Origin of the sequence: Arthrobacter sp. SO5, assembly GCF_020532805.1 — a bacterium.
Classification (GTDB): Bacteria; Actinomycetota; Actinomycetes; order Actinomycetales; family Micrococcaceae; genus Arthrobacter.
In genome coordinates this window covers 111,156-124,901 of record NZ_MQTQ01000101.1, presented here as the reverse complement: position 1 = coordinate 124,901, position 13,746 = coordinate 111,156, and the positions used below count along the sequence as shown (strand labels likewise).

Below are 13,746 nucleotides of genomic sequence, written 5' to 3'. Positions count from 1 at the left end.
CGCGGGTCCGCCGTGGTTCAGGTCGGTCGCCCAGAGGACCTCGTCCCCGTCCGCGAGTTGGAGAACGGTGGCGATGAGTTCGAGCAGGGCGGGTTCGTCGTTGGGTATTTTCTGGGAGAGCAGACGGTTTCCGTCGGCGTCGATCACGACGCAGTGATGATGGGCTTTGCCGGCGTCGATACCGGCCCACAATTTCGCCAAAACAGCCTCCAGTCTGTTGATTGGGTGGAACCCAGCAGATAACCGCGCCGTCGTGTCCTTATCCGGCGATCATGTCGCGTCTCTCAATCAGCGGTCGGGTCATCGCGGAGAGTGCGGGCGGCCAATCCTTCGGAGCCGTCACGAGATGAATCGTCCGGCCACAGCAACAAAGCCATACCCGCCTCCCCTGGGTAGCCACGACCCTACAATGGCCGCGGAACTTCACCCGGTAACAACATAAGGACACAAACACACGATGGCTCTTGACCAGTCTGCCCTGTTTGATTTCTGGTGAGGTGTCTCTCGGTAGGCACTCCGAGCTGAGTGGCATGTACCGTCAGATGGTCCACAAAGATGCCAACCGGTGAAAGTCGAACCTCTAGCCACCGCGGAGCTAGCTACGCCTTGGCGGCGCGCGCTTTGCTGAACCAGACTCCGAACTGCGCTTGGAACAGTTCGCGCACCATCTCGTTGTCTACTGCCCCGTCAACGCCCTTGAGCCTGCCCTGTGTGAGCTCACCGCACACGACCGCCCAAGCGCCCCCAACGGCCATAGTGAAGGTGCTTGCGACCGCAGCGGAAATTGTTCCACCTACAACCGTCCCGGCGCCGGGGATCAATTTCAGCAGGCTCACAACGGCACTTCTACCCGCCGCCACGGCCACCGTCGTTGCCACGGCCGCTGCCAGCGTGGCTGTCTCCACCTTGACGCCATAGATCGCTGCGACTCTCGCCATCATGCCGAGTTGGATTGTAACGAGTGGGCCGGCGTCGGCCATCGGGATCGGAATCGCGCCCACCGTCAAGGCAAGCGCCGCAGCCAGCCTGACCGTATCGTTAGCCTGTTTGCGTTTTCGGCCCAAGTCGATCTTCTGCGCCGCGGCCAAGGCAAACTCGACGCCTTCCGGAGCAACACGAAATGTGGCATCAAGGAGGTCCTTCAGACCGTGCTCCACTTGGCGAGTGAAGTCGTCCCCCGTGGCCATCACAAGAATTGGACGGCCACCGACGATCGGCAGTCCGAGTTCGGCAATGTGGTCGGCAAGAGTCAGTGCATCGCCGTGGTGCTCGCCGTCTCGCGACGGCACCTGCGTAAGAACGGCCACGACTGGAAGCCCGAGTTCGTGCAGCCGGCGAATGAACTCCGCCTCGGTGTCCTCGAACCGACGATCGGTGGCGCGTACGCAGTACCAGGCCACGTGTATTTGCTCAGATAGCGGGTTAGCACGCATTCGCCTGACATACGTGCCGAGCTCCGCAATGAGCGTGTCAGTGTCCCTACCGATCTCAAGGCCACGGGTATCGAGCAGGCCGAGGAACCCAGCGCGGTGCAAATAGAGGTGATTCTCCATCGTGACCGGCTCACCGATGCCAGTGGGAGCGACGTCTTCACCGAAGATCGCGTTGATCAGCGTGGACTTTCCGACACCTGTCTTGCCAAAGATCGCCAGGTTGAAGCGGCCCATCTTGTCCGCCTGCTCCTGCCACTTCTGGCGGAACTCATCATTGGACCAGCCGTTGTTCGTCATCGCACCCTCTCTTTGGCAGACCCCGGTCTCGCATTCAAACGCCGAAACCGCCCCCTTGCCTCAACGACATGGTATCGGGGTGTCAGAGTCCGGTGTAACTAGGGTGTGGTTTTAGCGGGTGACGATGCTGAGGCGGCGTCGAATTTGGATGTCGAAGGCGTTCAGTGCTCCTCGCATCGCTGGGTCCCGAAGGCTCGTCTCTTCTATTAGCGGGCTCGCGGCGGGTCGTAGATGTTTTCACGGTTGGCTTCGGTCTCTGGAGGCATCGCAGCGCTCATTAATCGACGGATCTGTGTGAGAAACATGCCGGATATGGGTAACTATTAAGGCGTTTTGATCGTTCTGATCCCACCCACGCCGTCCCTGCCAACACGTCCCCGTTAGCAGGTCCCAGTCTGCTCCTCTCGCGGCTATGCAACAGCGCGAAACGGGATTCATTGCTAAGTACGCCAGCGGTACATGTACCGGGTGCAGCGCGTCGATCGAGGCGGGCCAGGAAATCGCGATCTCTTCGTCTGGGCGGGTTACGCGTTATCACCACATTGAGCCATGCCCTGGTGCGGCTCCAATCACGTGCAGCATCTGCGGCGACAACTGGTGGGAGTGCGACTGCCCCTGACAGATTCCGAACGCCTGTGCGAGGCTGGCCAGCGATCGCGCGAACCCACAGCAGTTCTGGGACGACGGTGGCCGAGCATCTCCAGTGAGAAAGATTTCTCCCGCAACCCTTGGGTCCGGCCCTATAGCACCGCTGTCCCTTGATGTATCACTTAGCGATGCGCGCCCGTAAGCCGGTCGATCACCAGGTACGGAAACTCGTTGGCACAGACCACACAGTTGCTGATCACGACCGTGAACGTGAGATTCGCACGATCAGATGTCCGGAGACGGGGAGATTACGGCGGCGGCCATTTTCTCAAGACTGTCTGCGGGGACCAGTGGAGTCTTCGGGTTTGTTCGGGTCCGAACGGCGGGCTGAGACCTGCCCGGCTGCTCTCGCAAACGAAGGATTTCAAGAACACCTCGAAAGGAGAAGGGCGGCGCTTGCAGTGAGCGGCTAGAAAGCCGCGCCGTTCTGCGGGAAACCGCCATTTTGAGAATGTCTTTTTCCATACTCGCGTGCACTGCCGGCCGCCTGTCCTCGCGGTTGTGCAGGCGAGTGTTGAGCACTGGTTTTCAATACTCCTCTGCACTAACGTCGATGTTGCTTACTACTCCTCTGCACACCAAGGGAGGTAGCGGAGTGGATGCAGAATCTACACACATTCGTGAGCCCGGCACGTTGACCATGCCAGATGCTCTGTGGGAGCGGACGAAGTCAATGTCTGCGGTGATCACGCCCTTGGCAACGCACGCGGTAGTCGGCAGGGCGGCAGTTGATGCGGCCGCACTGGCGTTGGGCATATCGCAACGCCAGGTGCACGTGCTGATCAAACGCCATCGCGCCGGGTCTGGGTTGCTGACGGATTTGGCCCCGGGCCGCTCCTCCGGAGGGACAGGAACCGCGCGTCTGTTAGGCGCAGTCGAAGACCCTTTCCGGGAGATCGTGCGGAAGCAGTTCCTGACCCGGCAGAAAGGGACCCTGGCGGCGGTGTATCGCGACATCGATGCAGCGTGCCGCGCATGGCAGCTCCCGGTCCCGGCCCGAAACACGGTCGAGCGGCGAATCCGGGCGCTGAATCCAGTTGAGGTAGGCCGGCGCAGGGGTGGCCCCAATGCGGTGCGGCCGTTGCAGTCTGCCGGGGACGAGGTGCCGGCGATCGGCACAATTTTGGAACAGGTGCAGATCGATCACACGGTCATCGACGTCATCATCGTGGACGAGCGGGAACGGCAACCGATCGGCCGCCCTTATCTGACCGTTGCGATCGATGTCTACAGCCGATGCATTATTGGTATGGTCGTGACCCTGGAGGCGCCCTCGGCAGTGACGGTCGGCCTGTGTCTGGCGGATGCCCGCACTGATAAAAGGCCATGGCTTGAAAGTTTGGGTATTGAGGCGCAGTGGCCCATGAGCGGGAAGCCAAGACAGCTGCACCTGGACAACGCCAGCGAATTCAAGAGCGAGGCGCTCCGGCGAGGATGCGAGCAACACGGGTATCAAGCTTGCCTACCGCCCGCCGGGCCGGCCACACTATGGCGGGATAGTGGAACGGGTGATCGGCACCGCGATGCAACAAATCCACGAACTTGCCGGAACCATCTCGGTGCCCACACTGTACCGCTGGGTCCCGGCGACGAGCCCTGAAGCAGCGGCAGTACCGTAGCTCGGTCTCAGGTGCAGACGACTGCTGAAAAATTGCATGACGGTGCACGGGACTTCTGACATCCCGACATCAACAGTCCTTTGCACTCGCCCCGGTTGTCTCATGAACTGGTGCAGACGGCTCCCAAAGAATGACAATTTTGAACCGTGGTTCGGATTCCGAAGTCGCTTGCACGGAATGTCCAAAGTCGTCCGCACCTTACTTCCAAGGATGTGGGACGGGACGGCGGCGATGGAGAGGGCCACAGGTCTCAGTAATTGCAGTCGGTCAGAACAAACCTCGCGCACAGGTATGGTGTCCGCATGAGGGAATTAGATTGCATGTTTGGAGACTTCCACTGGTGTCTTCGGGGAAACCAGTGAAGCTGGTCGGGCTCCGCGTCAAGAACTATCGGACTGTAGGCGCCCAGGACCAATTCTTGAACCTGGATGGCCCCATGACGATCGTGGGTCCAAACAATTCGGGAAAGACGAACCTTCTCCGTTCTATAGAGACGTTTTTCACCGGTCATGACAATATGGTGGGCTATTCAGTAGACCTGGACTCTCCGAACGGATCTTCAGCGGTCCGCACTAGTCTCGTGGGAACCTTCGAAGGAGACGACACCGGGGCGGATATCGCTGATCTGCAGATCTATCAAGCACTCGACAGGCTCTTCGATCTGTACTCGCTTGAGAGGACGACAAGCTCGTTTCCTCTATATTTGAGCTTTTCGGGCACAGGCAGTCCGGTATATGCGTTCTTCCCCAACCAGAGACGGCCAGGGGACAAAGGCCAACAAGCCAGTATCAGTCGGATCCAGAGACAGCTCGTGACTGATCTCCTCAGCAGGTTTGAGATTCATTACATCCCGTCCGCCAAGAGCATCAAGGAGCTGTACGGCGATGTCCTAGTTCCGTTCATGAAGGCAGCGGTAGTGCGGGCCCTGGAACCACAGCTAGAAAACGTGAAGAAGGAGCTCGCAACCGTCGCGTCCAAAGTCACCGGCAGCCTTAAGAGTGCCGGAATCGATAACCTGCATGCATCCTTTGACTTTGAAGGGGGTTCTATCGAGAACGCGTTGAGCGGCTTTGACTTCTACATGGAAGACCCCTTCCGCACCCGACTTGATCGCAAGGGCCAAGGAGTTCAGAGTGCAGCGTTCATGGCGACGCTCCTGTGGGTTACGGAAGAGGAGCAACTCAGAGGAAGATCTCCCATTTGGCTGATCGAGGAACCAGAGTCTTACCTCCACCCAGGGCTCACGAAGTCAGCTTTGTCGTTGCTGAGCAAATTATCAGACTCCGCTGCGCTTGTCTGCACGACCCACTCCATGGCTTTTGTCCCGCAGGATCAGGCCAGGGTTGTCGGGACTGTAGTAGAGGACGGGCTGACGGTAGTGAAGACTTTCACGTCTCATCAGAAAGCAACCGAGGCAATTAGAAAAGGCTTGGGCGTCGCTTTCTCCGACTACTTCTCGTTTGGTGAGCGAACCGTACTGGTAGAGGGCCAGACCGACGGTCATCTCATCCGTTGGTTCTTGGCCGTATCCCAAGGTAAGGAAGGATGCGAATGGCCGGCGCTGCGGGGGGCGCACATTGCGGACCGAGGTGGAGCATCAGAGTTGGCGGGCTTTCTTCGAGCCAACTACTCCCTTTTGAGGCAAGAACGACCCGTAATCAGCCTCTTCGACGGAGATGATGCAGGCATCAAAGCCGTCAATGGATTGTCAGGGTTCTTTGGGAATGCGGGAGATCCTTTTGTTGCAAATCGCGAGTTCGTCTTCACTAGGTCCGGTTTCTCAATCGAGGGGCTATTCCCGGACGAATGGGTCCTTGAAGTACACAAGGACTCACCCAATCACTTCAAACAGTTCCTCATTGATCCCAACAACGCGCTCATGGGCTTCGCGGTAGTCGACGGAAAGAAGGAGAGCGTTATCAACAAGCTAACCGCACGGGCTGAGCAGGTTGCTTTCGAGGACTGGTCGGAACGCTGGCGGAACCTCTCATCAGCGCTCGACGGAGCTCTCGAGATCCAAGCCGGAAAAATTAGTACACCGTAAGCTGGCGGAAATGTCGCTGCGTGGCGACGCCTAGTGGGCCCGAGAATTTCTGTTTCGGCGGCATCGAGCGGTGTTGTTGAGTCTGCGCCGATGACTCGGGCCAGATCGTCCAAAGATTGAAATGGACCCGGGGCGAGCGTGATGGCCACCAGCTCGAGGTACGCTACGCCGTTGCATGTCCGAAGTCGTCTAGGTAATCACGCTCGGGACCCTCAGGGCACCGGGGGCCTTCGGATTCTTCCGCGGCGAGCCGCGACAGCGTCAGGGCTGCCGGGTCCGGGGTGTCGTAGGTGAGTCCCATGGGCCAACGCTAAGCACCCGTCGGCGCGGTCAAGAGCCAGTTCTAGCGCCAGCGGTAAGCTTCCAGTGCGCGGAGCAGGGGAGCGGTGCCGCCTTTCAGATGGTCTACGGGTCGGGTTCCGGCAAGGTTGGTTGGGTCCCCGGATAGGAGTCCAGTGTTTGTGTGAGTTTCGTGTCCGAGAATGGACACAGGAGGAAATTCACGAATCATGGCACGCAGACACACCCCCGAGCAGGTCATCGCTAAGGTCCGGCAGGGCCAGAAGATGCTCAACGACGGACACCAGATGGTCGAGGTCATCAAGGAGCTTCAAGTCACCGAGGCGACTTGGTACCGCTGGCTGAACCAGTACGGGTCCGAGAAGAACGCCGAGGCGTCCAAACGGACCAAGGAGCTGGAGAAGGAGAACGCCCGGCTCAAGCGGCTGCTGGCGGAGAAGGAACTGGCCATCGACATCCTTAACGAGGTCGCGCGGGGAAAATTCTAAGCCCCGAACCCCGCCGCCGTGCCGTGCGCATGGCGATGGAGAAGTTCGGGGCTTCCGAACGCTTCGCCTGCGCGCTTCTGGGCCAGAACCGGTCCGCTTTCCGCAAAAAGAAACCCGACATGGGCTTCGAGGAAGCGCTGCTGCGGATGGACCTGCGCGCGCTGGCCACTAGGCATCCGGCGTGGGGCTGGCGGAAGGCCCGCTGGCATATGCTGGCCCAGCCGGCCTGGGAAGGCGTGGCGCTGAACAGGAAGCGGGTCCGCCGGCTCTGGCGCGACGAAGGGCTCACCTGCAAACCCAAGGCGCGGAAGAAGCGCCGCACTGGGCCCGGCGCCGGGGGAACAGAAGCGGCTCACCGCCGAGTATCCGATGCATGTGGTCAGCTTCGACTTCCAGTCCGATGTGACCTCCTGCGGCCGGCACATCAGGTTCTTCAACGTCATCGACGAATACACCCGCACCGCGCTGGCCATCATCCCGCGCCGGTCGTTCAAGGCCTCGGACGTGGTCGCGGTGCTGGAGAATATCATTGCCGAAACCGGCACCGCCCCGGCCTACGTCCGGTGCGATAACGGGCCGGAATTTACCGCCGCCGCGCTGGTCGAGTGGTGCAACACCGCCGGCGTGGATACCGCGTTCATCGGCCCGGGATCACCGTGGCAGAACGGCTTTATCGAATCGTTCAATGCCCAGTTCAGAAGGGAACAACTCTCCGGAGAAATCATGGACACCATGGCCGAAGCGAAGTATTTGGCCGAGGAATGGAAAGCTATCTACAACCACGAACGGCCCCACGGATCCCTGGACGGCATGACGCCGAAACGCTACTGGGAAACCTGGACGCAAGAAAACCAACTAGCTATCGCATAGACGCTGGAATGCTAACGGGGGCCCAACCAAGGTCTCTGGAGGGGGAGATTATCCAGAGGGTGAAGTTGTGCGGGATGTTCAGTCCCATGGCTCTCCGAAGAAGTTCCGTCACCGTCGGGTGGAGTTGTCCGCCGGGGAGAAATTGGAATCCCGGGCAGAAGGTTCCGTCGTTGACGCGGACGAGCTGTCGCATCACCGGTTCGGGGTCTTCCATCAGTTCGGAGAGCCGTCGGCGGACCAGCTCCAGGGAGGGCAGCGTGAATTCTCTGCTGATTCCTTCCCACGTCTGATCGCTGATGGGTTGGCGGTTCAATTGTCGGTTGTCTCTTCGGCATCGCTGATGTTCTCCAGGAGCCACCGCGCGGAGAACGGTTCCCGACGGAGAGTAGCGGTCCGAAGAGCGGAGCTGGAGTCGGGACGGACCTGGACGCGCCAGTATTCGATGCTGACCAGGTCGCCGCTGCCGACGGCGGCGGTGCGTCGGCTGTCCCACCAGGCGTCGCGTCCGAACCAGTGCTGTGAGTCCGTGGCGGGGTCGACGAGCCAGATCTGTCCGTCGTGGCGGATGGCGAGGGGTTTGCCTGCCGGGTCGGTCCGGACCTGAACGTCGTTGTTGAGTGTGGGGGCTTCGATGGTGCTGCTCATGGGGGTGTTCTTTCGTGGTGCGGTCGTGCGCGTGAGCTTGGCTTAGGCGGCTTTGACGAGGGGGAGTTCGTCCCAGTCGGTGGTGTAGCGGGGGGAGAGCATGTCCCGTTTCATGGTCCAGTCCGGTCCGCCGCGGATGCCGCCGTGGCCGAGGCCGATGGAGCCGCGCCCGTACCGGCGGGTGACGTCTTCGAGGAGGGTTCCGATGTGGCGTTCCTCGTGCGGGTTTTCGAACAGGGACAGGGGTGCCTGGTTTCCGGTGGGGCGGAGGTCGGTGACCATGATGCCTGCCCTGGCGTACCGGATGCCCTCGCAGATGCGGGGCAGGAGTGCGTGGGCGGCCTTGGTCAGGATCACCGGGTCCGCGGTCGGCATCGGCAGCGGCACGCACACGGAGGGGTAGGAGGTGTCTTTGGGGTTGAAGTGGGAGGTGCCGGCGAACGCGGTGAGGACTTTGGCCTGGAGTCCGTGTTTGGCCAGCCGCGCCGAGGCCTGCTGGCCGTAGACGCTCATGACCTGCCGGATCCCTGCGGCGGTGGTGATGGGGGTGGCGAAGGAGCGGGAGAAGATGAGCTGGTCCCGGCCGATCCGTTCTTCCTCCATCGGGATGCAGGGGGTTCCCTGCAGTTCCAGGACGGTGCGCATCATGACCACGGAGAACCGGTCCCGGATCATCACCGGATCCGCCCGGGACAGGTCAAAGATGGAATGGATGCCCAGGGCGTTGAGGCGTTTGGTCAGCCGGGTGGCGACACCCCAGATTTCGATGACGGACAGGCGGCGCATCAGAGATTCCCTGTCCGCGGCGGGTACGGAGTCCCAGTGGCAGACCCCGTCGAAGGCGGGGTTGTTCTTGGCCCATTTGTTCGCCAGTTTCGCAAGGGTCTTCGTGGGCGCGATGCCCACGCAGACCGGAACCCCGACGTTGCGCCGCACGGTGGCCTTCATGTCCCGGCCCAGGGCCAGGAGTTCGTCCGGGGTTCCTTTGACGCCGAGGAACGCCTCGTCGATGCTGTAGACCTCCAGCCAGGCTGAGTACCGGCCGAGGAGTTCCATGACGCGGGCGCTGATGTCGCCATAGAGCTCGTAGTTACTCGAGAGGGCAACGAGTCCCCACTCCTTGGCCCGCGGGGCCAATTTGAACCACGGCTCACCCATCGGGATGCCGAGGGCTTTCGCTTCGGGGGACCGGGTGACGGCGCAGCCATCGTTATTGGAGAGCACGATCACGGGCCGACCCTCCAGGGACGGGTCGAAGGCCCGCTCGGCCGAGGCGTAAAAGCAGTTCACATCCACGTGCGCGATCTGCGGCATATGCCGCATGACAGCAGGCTTAGACATTGCTTGCCCCGTGCCGGCGGAGTTCCCGTTTGATACAACTCCGCACGTTACACATGGTGCAGGCACCGGGTGGCGACGCCCCAGATGACCAGGTCCGACAACGAGGGCACCCGGATATCCGGGTAGGCCGGGTTCTCCGCCTGCAGCACCACCCCGGCTCCGGTGATCCGCAGCCGTTTGATGGTCAGTTCCCCGTCCAGGACCGCGACGACGACGGACCCGTCCACCGGCTCCAGCGCCCGGTTCACGATCAGTTCATCGCCGTCACTGATCCCGGCGCCCTCCATCGATTCCCCGGACACCCGCACGACGTAAGTGCTGGTGATGTCCTTGATCAGGTGCTCGTTCAGATCGATCCGGCCATCAAAGTAGTCCTGCGCGGGCGAGGGATACCCGGCCGCGACGGGGACCGGAGAGATCAGCACCGACAACAACGACATACCCGCATCTATCACACGGGGACCAACTACAACGCCCACAACACACCCTTTATTCGAATATATGTTCGATTCATTCAGTGTAGCCCGGGGTGCTGACATTGAGCACTCTCCACCACGTTGCATCCGATGCAGGATGCCCAAGGAGCAGTGAATCCGTGCCGGGATCAACAGCAGTCATGTCGCCCCGCCCCGCACCCTCTATGAAGTCGTGAGCCCAAAACCCTCATCCCATTCGAAGACGACAGATGGAGCGCTCGATGTTGCTGGCAGCTGTAGACCCCGGAATCACCCCGAACGCCAACTTTCCCTTTCTCGAATCGCTGAAACAGATCGGCGGCGGCATCCTCGTCGGTGCCTTCATCGTGATCGCCATTGTCGCGATCATGGGCGCCGCGATGCTGTTGGCAGGCAAGTTGAGCCAATCCTCGCGCCTCGCCTCCGGTGGGGGCATGATCCTGCTCTGGACTGGACCCGTGGCAGCAATCCTGGGTGGCATCAACGGCTACATTCTTTGGTCGCAGTCGGCGTTCAATCTCGGATTCTAGGTCCGGGTCATCATGCCGGTTGATTGTGATCTTAACGGATGGTGGCCGCCCGGGTGCGGTCTTGTCTCCCAAGCGAACGACGGCATCCAGGGTTCAATCACGTCGCTTTTCGCGAATATTCTCCAAAATATCGCTTCCTGGATCTGGTCCTTCATCACTGGCGCGTTCAGCTTCTCCGACGTGGATGATTCGCAGTGGACCGCCGTCGAAGGGCTCACGAGTTGGTGGGTTGTCGTCATGATGACGCCCCTTGTTGTTGCCATGACTCTCCAGTTGCTGTCCGGTTTGATCAGCCAACAACCCCGCCGTCTTGTGCGGGCCCTGGTAGGCGGGGCTGCCGCTGTCCCCCTGGTGGCGGGTGCGGTGTACTTGGTACGCCAGCTCACCAAAGTCAGTGATTCGGCGTCCGCGGCGCTTCTTGGCTCCTTGGGAACAGATCCCTACGTGCTGTTCATGAGGCTCTTCGGCTTCGAGAAGGCTCCGGCCGGAGCCGGCAGAGACTGGAACGTCATCTCTTTGGCTCCCGGGTCCAGTGGCGGCGCGGCCGGGGCGGTTGTCGTCACGGCCATGGCAGTCATCGTGGTCTGGGTTCTGGCGTTCATCCTGATGTGTTCGATGATCTTTCGATCCTTTGCGCTCATCGTGCTCGCCGCCGTCGCCCCGGTCGCTCTCATGCTCATGCCGTGGGAGAAGACGCAAACGTGGGCTCGGCGGTGGTGCGAGATCGTCATCGCGTTGCTTCTCGCCAAGCCGTTGGCCGCGACCGTGCTGGCCGTGGCCATCAAGCTCTTTGCCGAGTCCAAGTCGTTCGCCGGACTGGCAGCCGGCGTAGTCGGCATGGCCTTGGCTTGTGGTGCTCCGCTGATGGCGTTACGTCTGGTGAGTTTCGCCGGTGGTGAGCTTGCAGCAGCCGCGCAAACTGCGGGAGGCGGTCACGTACTTTCTCGAAGCTCTGGCTTTGCCGCCCGGCAGATCAGCCGACAGACCGGCGGCCGTTTTACGCTCGCGGGTCTGGCATCGCACTCAGCTGCGACCCGTCCCATCCAGTCGAGCCGGCCGCAGTTTCCCACTCGAGTGCTTCCACCCCGGGCACCACTGCCGCCATCGCGGACCGGCACGATGTCGCCCCGGACCCCCGGGGGCAGTGGCACCGCATTGATGCTCGACGCCGGCAGCCAGGCTTCCGTGCGACCATCACCCCGGGCACATGGAGGCCGTCGCGGGCCGAATGCGACTCCGGGCGCACCGCTCGAGGGCCCGGGTACGCGCGAAATCGGCGAGCGGCCCCCGGCGCCGAGGCATCCGGCTGATCAGGCGGCGTCTCGTACGGCACCGCCCCAGGCCTCCCCACCGGCGTCCCCGCCGGGGCCTCCCATGGCAACACCAGGCCGCCGGCCCATCCGACAGCAAGCAGTCGTCCAGCACATGAATGACGGTGATTCCCATGTCTGAAAGTTCGCGAGCCCTCGAGGCCGTCAAATTCCCCCGGTACGAGCGTCGCGGCGTATTTATGGGTCTGACGTGGTACCAGTTGCTGCTGCTGGCGGCCGGGGTCCTTGTAGCCAGCACGGCATCGGCACTTCGCGGACCAGTTGGCCTCTTCGCATCGGGACCAATGTGGCTGTCACTCATCCTGCTCGGGTTGCTCCAGTATTCGAGGATTCCCTACCCGGTCTGGGCCGGGCATGCTGCCCTGTTCTTGTACCGGTTGGCCGCCAAGCAGACCCGCTTCCTCGTCAGACCGGAGCGCCCGGCCTTGGCGGGGCACCTGGCGCTGCCTGGCGGTCTGGGGAACCTGGAATTGCGTCGGACCTCGACCGGTGAGTCGTTCATCGTGGACGCCCGGGGCAGGGAGGCGATCGCCGTGCTGCGCTGCAGTACCCGATCATTCGCGCTCCTGGACTCTGACGACAAGGCCTGGGCGGTTCAGGCCTGGTCCCGCGTGCAGGCAGGCATGGCCCAGCGCAGCAGCGTCGCCAGAATCGCCGTCCAGGACTACACCGTCCCGTATCCCTCGTCGGCCCTGCGTGACTTCTATGAACGCACTGCCCCAGATCGGGCAGGCAGCCCTAAAGACCTCACCTGGGGTCAGCGCGCCTACGAGGACCTGATCGCTGCGGCCGGGTCGGCGATGAGCCACGATCTCTTGCTCGCACTCGTCGTGGACACCGGCAAAGCGCGGCGCCGAATCAGGGAGTCCGGCGGGGGACTCATCGGCGTCGAACAGGTCCTCCGGCTGGAAGTTGAGGCCATGACCGCCGCGCTGGGCACTCACAATGTCAGGGTGGAGGGATGGCTTCCGGAAGCGGGGCTCCTCGACGTCGTCCGAGGCGCCTTCGATCCGGCTGCGCCGGCAGCCCCGGTCCGGCAACCCGCAGTCAACACGACGGCGCCGAGGCCCCAGAGCGTCACGGAATCCAAGGCGCCCGGCGTCACTGCCGGGCCGATGGCGGTCGACGAGCACTGGACCTATGTGCACACGGACTCCGGTTTTCATCAAACGTTCTGGGTCGCCGAATGGCCCCGGCAGAAGGTCTTTCCCGGCTTCCTCCACCCCTTGATCTACGTCGGCGAATTCCGCCATACGATAACCGAGGTGATCCGCGCCGTACCAACAACAGAAGCGCTGCGGGACATTCGCTCCGCCCAGGAAGCCCATGAAACCCGTCGGCGGATCAACACCCGCTTCGACAGGCCGCTCACCAGGGAGCAACGGGCAGAGGAAGAAGAAGTGACCCAGCGGGAGGAAGAGATCGTCGCCGGTCACGGAGACGTGCGGCCGGCCGCGTACGTGACCATCACGGCGCGCACCCTCCAAGACTTAGCTCGACACAGGCAGGAGCTCGAGTCGGCGGCGGCGGGAGCCTTCGTCGAACTGCGGTTGCTGGCCGGTCAGCAATGGGCTGCCTTTGTCGCAGGCGCGCTCCCGTTTGGGCGTGGACTGCGGTGAAGAGGGCAACTCACTCGGTTCACTACGTGCCGGCGGGCGGGAGCCGCCGGGGGCGGAAGGACCGACGCCGGCAGGACGCCGACACTCACAGCCAACCGTGGGAGTCCGCGCTCCGCGGCTTGGGAG

The 13,746-nt window shown here is 62.0% G+C and carries 10 protein-coding genes and 2 pseudogenes; 6 read left to right on the top strand and 6 right to left on the bottom strand.

All coding sequences use genetic code 11. The features are described 5' to 3' along the window. On the bottom strand, positions 1-201 hold a 201-nt coding region (locus BJG92_RS17645; protein WP_232085274.1), incomplete at its 3' end, for an IS110 family transposase. A gap of 398 nt (positions 202-599) precedes the next feature. Continuing rightward, positions 600-1,730, bottom strand: coding sequence for a GTPase family protein (locus tag BJG92_RS17640; protein ID WP_232085273.1), 1,131 nt, complete (start codon positions 1,728-1,730; stop codon positions 600-602). Positions 1,731-2,973: 1,243 nt separating this feature from the next. On the opposite strand from BJG92_RS17640, the pseudogene BJG92_RS17635 reads away from it, so the two are divergent. Further along, a pseudogene (locus BJG92_RS17635) lies at positions 2,974-3,931 on the top strand (transposase family protein); the annotation flags it as partial. A gap of 502 nt (positions 3,932-4,433) precedes the next feature. Continuing rightward, entirely contained in the window at positions 4,434-6,041 is a 1,608-nt protein-coding gene (locus BJG92_RS17630; protein ID WP_232085271.1) for an AAA family ATPase, read from the top strand. A gap of 163 nt (positions 6,042-6,204) precedes the next feature. Here the strand turns inward: BJG92_RS17630 and BJG92_RS17625 are convergent, their stop codons facing one another. After that, positions 6,205-6,342, bottom strand: a complete 138-nt coding sequence (locus tag BJG92_RS17625) for a hypothetical protein (RefSeq protein WP_232085270.1) — start codon at positions 6,340-6,342, stop codon at positions 6,205-6,207. A 208-nt stretch (positions 6,343-6,550) separates the two neighbouring features. Between BJG92_RS17625 and BJG92_RS17620 the strand changes: the two are divergent. Beyond that, positions 6,551-7,699 (top strand): annotated as a pseudogene (locus BJG92_RS17620) (IS3 family transposase). 309 nt (positions 7,700-8,008) lie between these two features. On the opposite strand, the gene BJG92_RS17615 reads toward BJG92_RS17620, so the two are convergent. Genes BJG92_RS17615 through BJG92_RS17605 form a run of 3 tightly spaced genes read right to left on the bottom strand, consistent with a single transcriptional unit; the run spans position 8,009 to position 10,164 of the window. Beyond that, positions 8,009-8,344, bottom strand: coding sequence for a hypothetical protein (locus BJG92_RS17615; RefSeq protein ID WP_232085269.1), 336 nt, complete (start codon positions 8,342-8,344; stop codon positions 8,009-8,011). Between the two features lie 42 nt (positions 8,345-8,386). Beyond that, positions 8,387-9,685, bottom strand: coding sequence for a Y-family DNA polymerase (locus BJG92_RS17610; RefSeq protein WP_232085268.1), 1,299 nt, complete (start codon positions 9,683-9,685; stop codon positions 8,387-8,389). A gap of 47 nt (positions 9,686-9,732) precedes the next feature. After that, the gene (locus tag BJG92_RS17605; RefSeq protein ID WP_232085267.1) at positions 9,733-10,164 is read right to left on the bottom strand and encodes a LexA family transcriptional regulator; all 432 of its coding nucleotides are present in this window, start codon (positions 10,162-10,164) and stop codon (positions 9,733-9,735) included. Positions 10,165-10,382: 218 nt separating this feature from the next. Here BJG92_RS17605 and BJG92_RS17600 point away from each other — a divergent pair, with 218 nt between their 5' ends. Genes BJG92_RS17600 through BJG92_RS17590 form a run of 3 tightly spaced genes read left to right on the top strand, consistent with a single transcriptional unit; the run spans position 10,383 to position 13,620 of the window. Continuing rightward, a complete protein-coding gene (locus tag BJG92_RS17600) occupies positions 10,383-10,670 on the top strand; it encodes a hypothetical protein (RefSeq protein ID WP_056431595.1) in 288 nt (95 codons plus the stop codon). A gap of 12 nt (positions 10,671-10,682) precedes the next feature. Beyond that, positions 10,683-12,122: a type IV secretion system protein gene (locus BJG92_RS17595; RefSeq protein ID WP_232085266.1), complete on the top strand. Its 1,440-nt coding sequence runs from the start codon at positions 10,683-10,685 to the stop codon at positions 12,120-12,122. Next, on the top strand, positions 12,115-13,620 hold the full coding sequence (locus BJG92_RS17590) for an SCO6880 family protein (RefSeq protein ID WP_232085265.1): 1,506 nt from the start codon (positions 12,115-12,117) through the stop codon (positions 13,618-13,620). Before BJG92_RS17595 ends, BJG92_RS17590 begins: the two co-directional genes overlap by 8 nt. The last annotated feature ends 126 nt before the right edge of the window (positions 13,621-13,746 follow it).

What these genes read in the sequence shown, in the direction of transcription:
- BJG92_RS17610 (WP_232085268.1), bottom strand. Translation starts at nt 9,685, where the DNA reads ATGTCTAAGCCTGCTGTCATGCGGCATATGCCGCAGATCGCGCACGTG.
- BJG92_RS17630 (WP_232085271.1), top strand. Translation starts at nt 4,434, where the DNA reads ATGACGATCGTGGGTCCAAACAATTCGGGAAAGACGAACCTTCTCCGT.
- BJG92_RS17600 (WP_056431595.1), top strand. Translation starts at nt 10,383, where the DNA reads ATGTTGCTGGCAGCTGTAGACCCCGGAATCACCCCGAACGCCAACTTT.
- BJG92_RS17590 (WP_232085265.1), top strand. Translation starts at nt 12,115, where the DNA reads ATGTCTGAAAGTTCGCGAGCCCTCGAGGCCGTCAAATTCCCCCGGTAC.
- BJG92_RS17640 (WP_232085273.1), bottom strand. Translation starts at nt 1,730, where the DNA reads ATGACGAACAACGGCTGGTCCAATGATGAGTTCCGCCAGAAGTGGCAG.
- BJG92_RS17625 (WP_232085270.1), bottom strand. Translation starts at nt 6,342, where the DNA reads ATGGGACTCACCTACGACACCCCGGACCCGGCAGCCCTGACGCTGTCG.
- BJG92_RS17595 (WP_232085266.1), top strand. Translation starts at nt 10,683, where the DNA reads ATGCCGGTTGATTGTGATCTTAACGGATGGTGGCCGCCCGGGTGCGGT.
- BJG92_RS17615 (WP_232085269.1), bottom strand. Translation starts at nt 8,344, where the DNA reads ATGAGCAGCACCATCGAAGCCCCCACACTCAACAACGACGTTCAGGTC.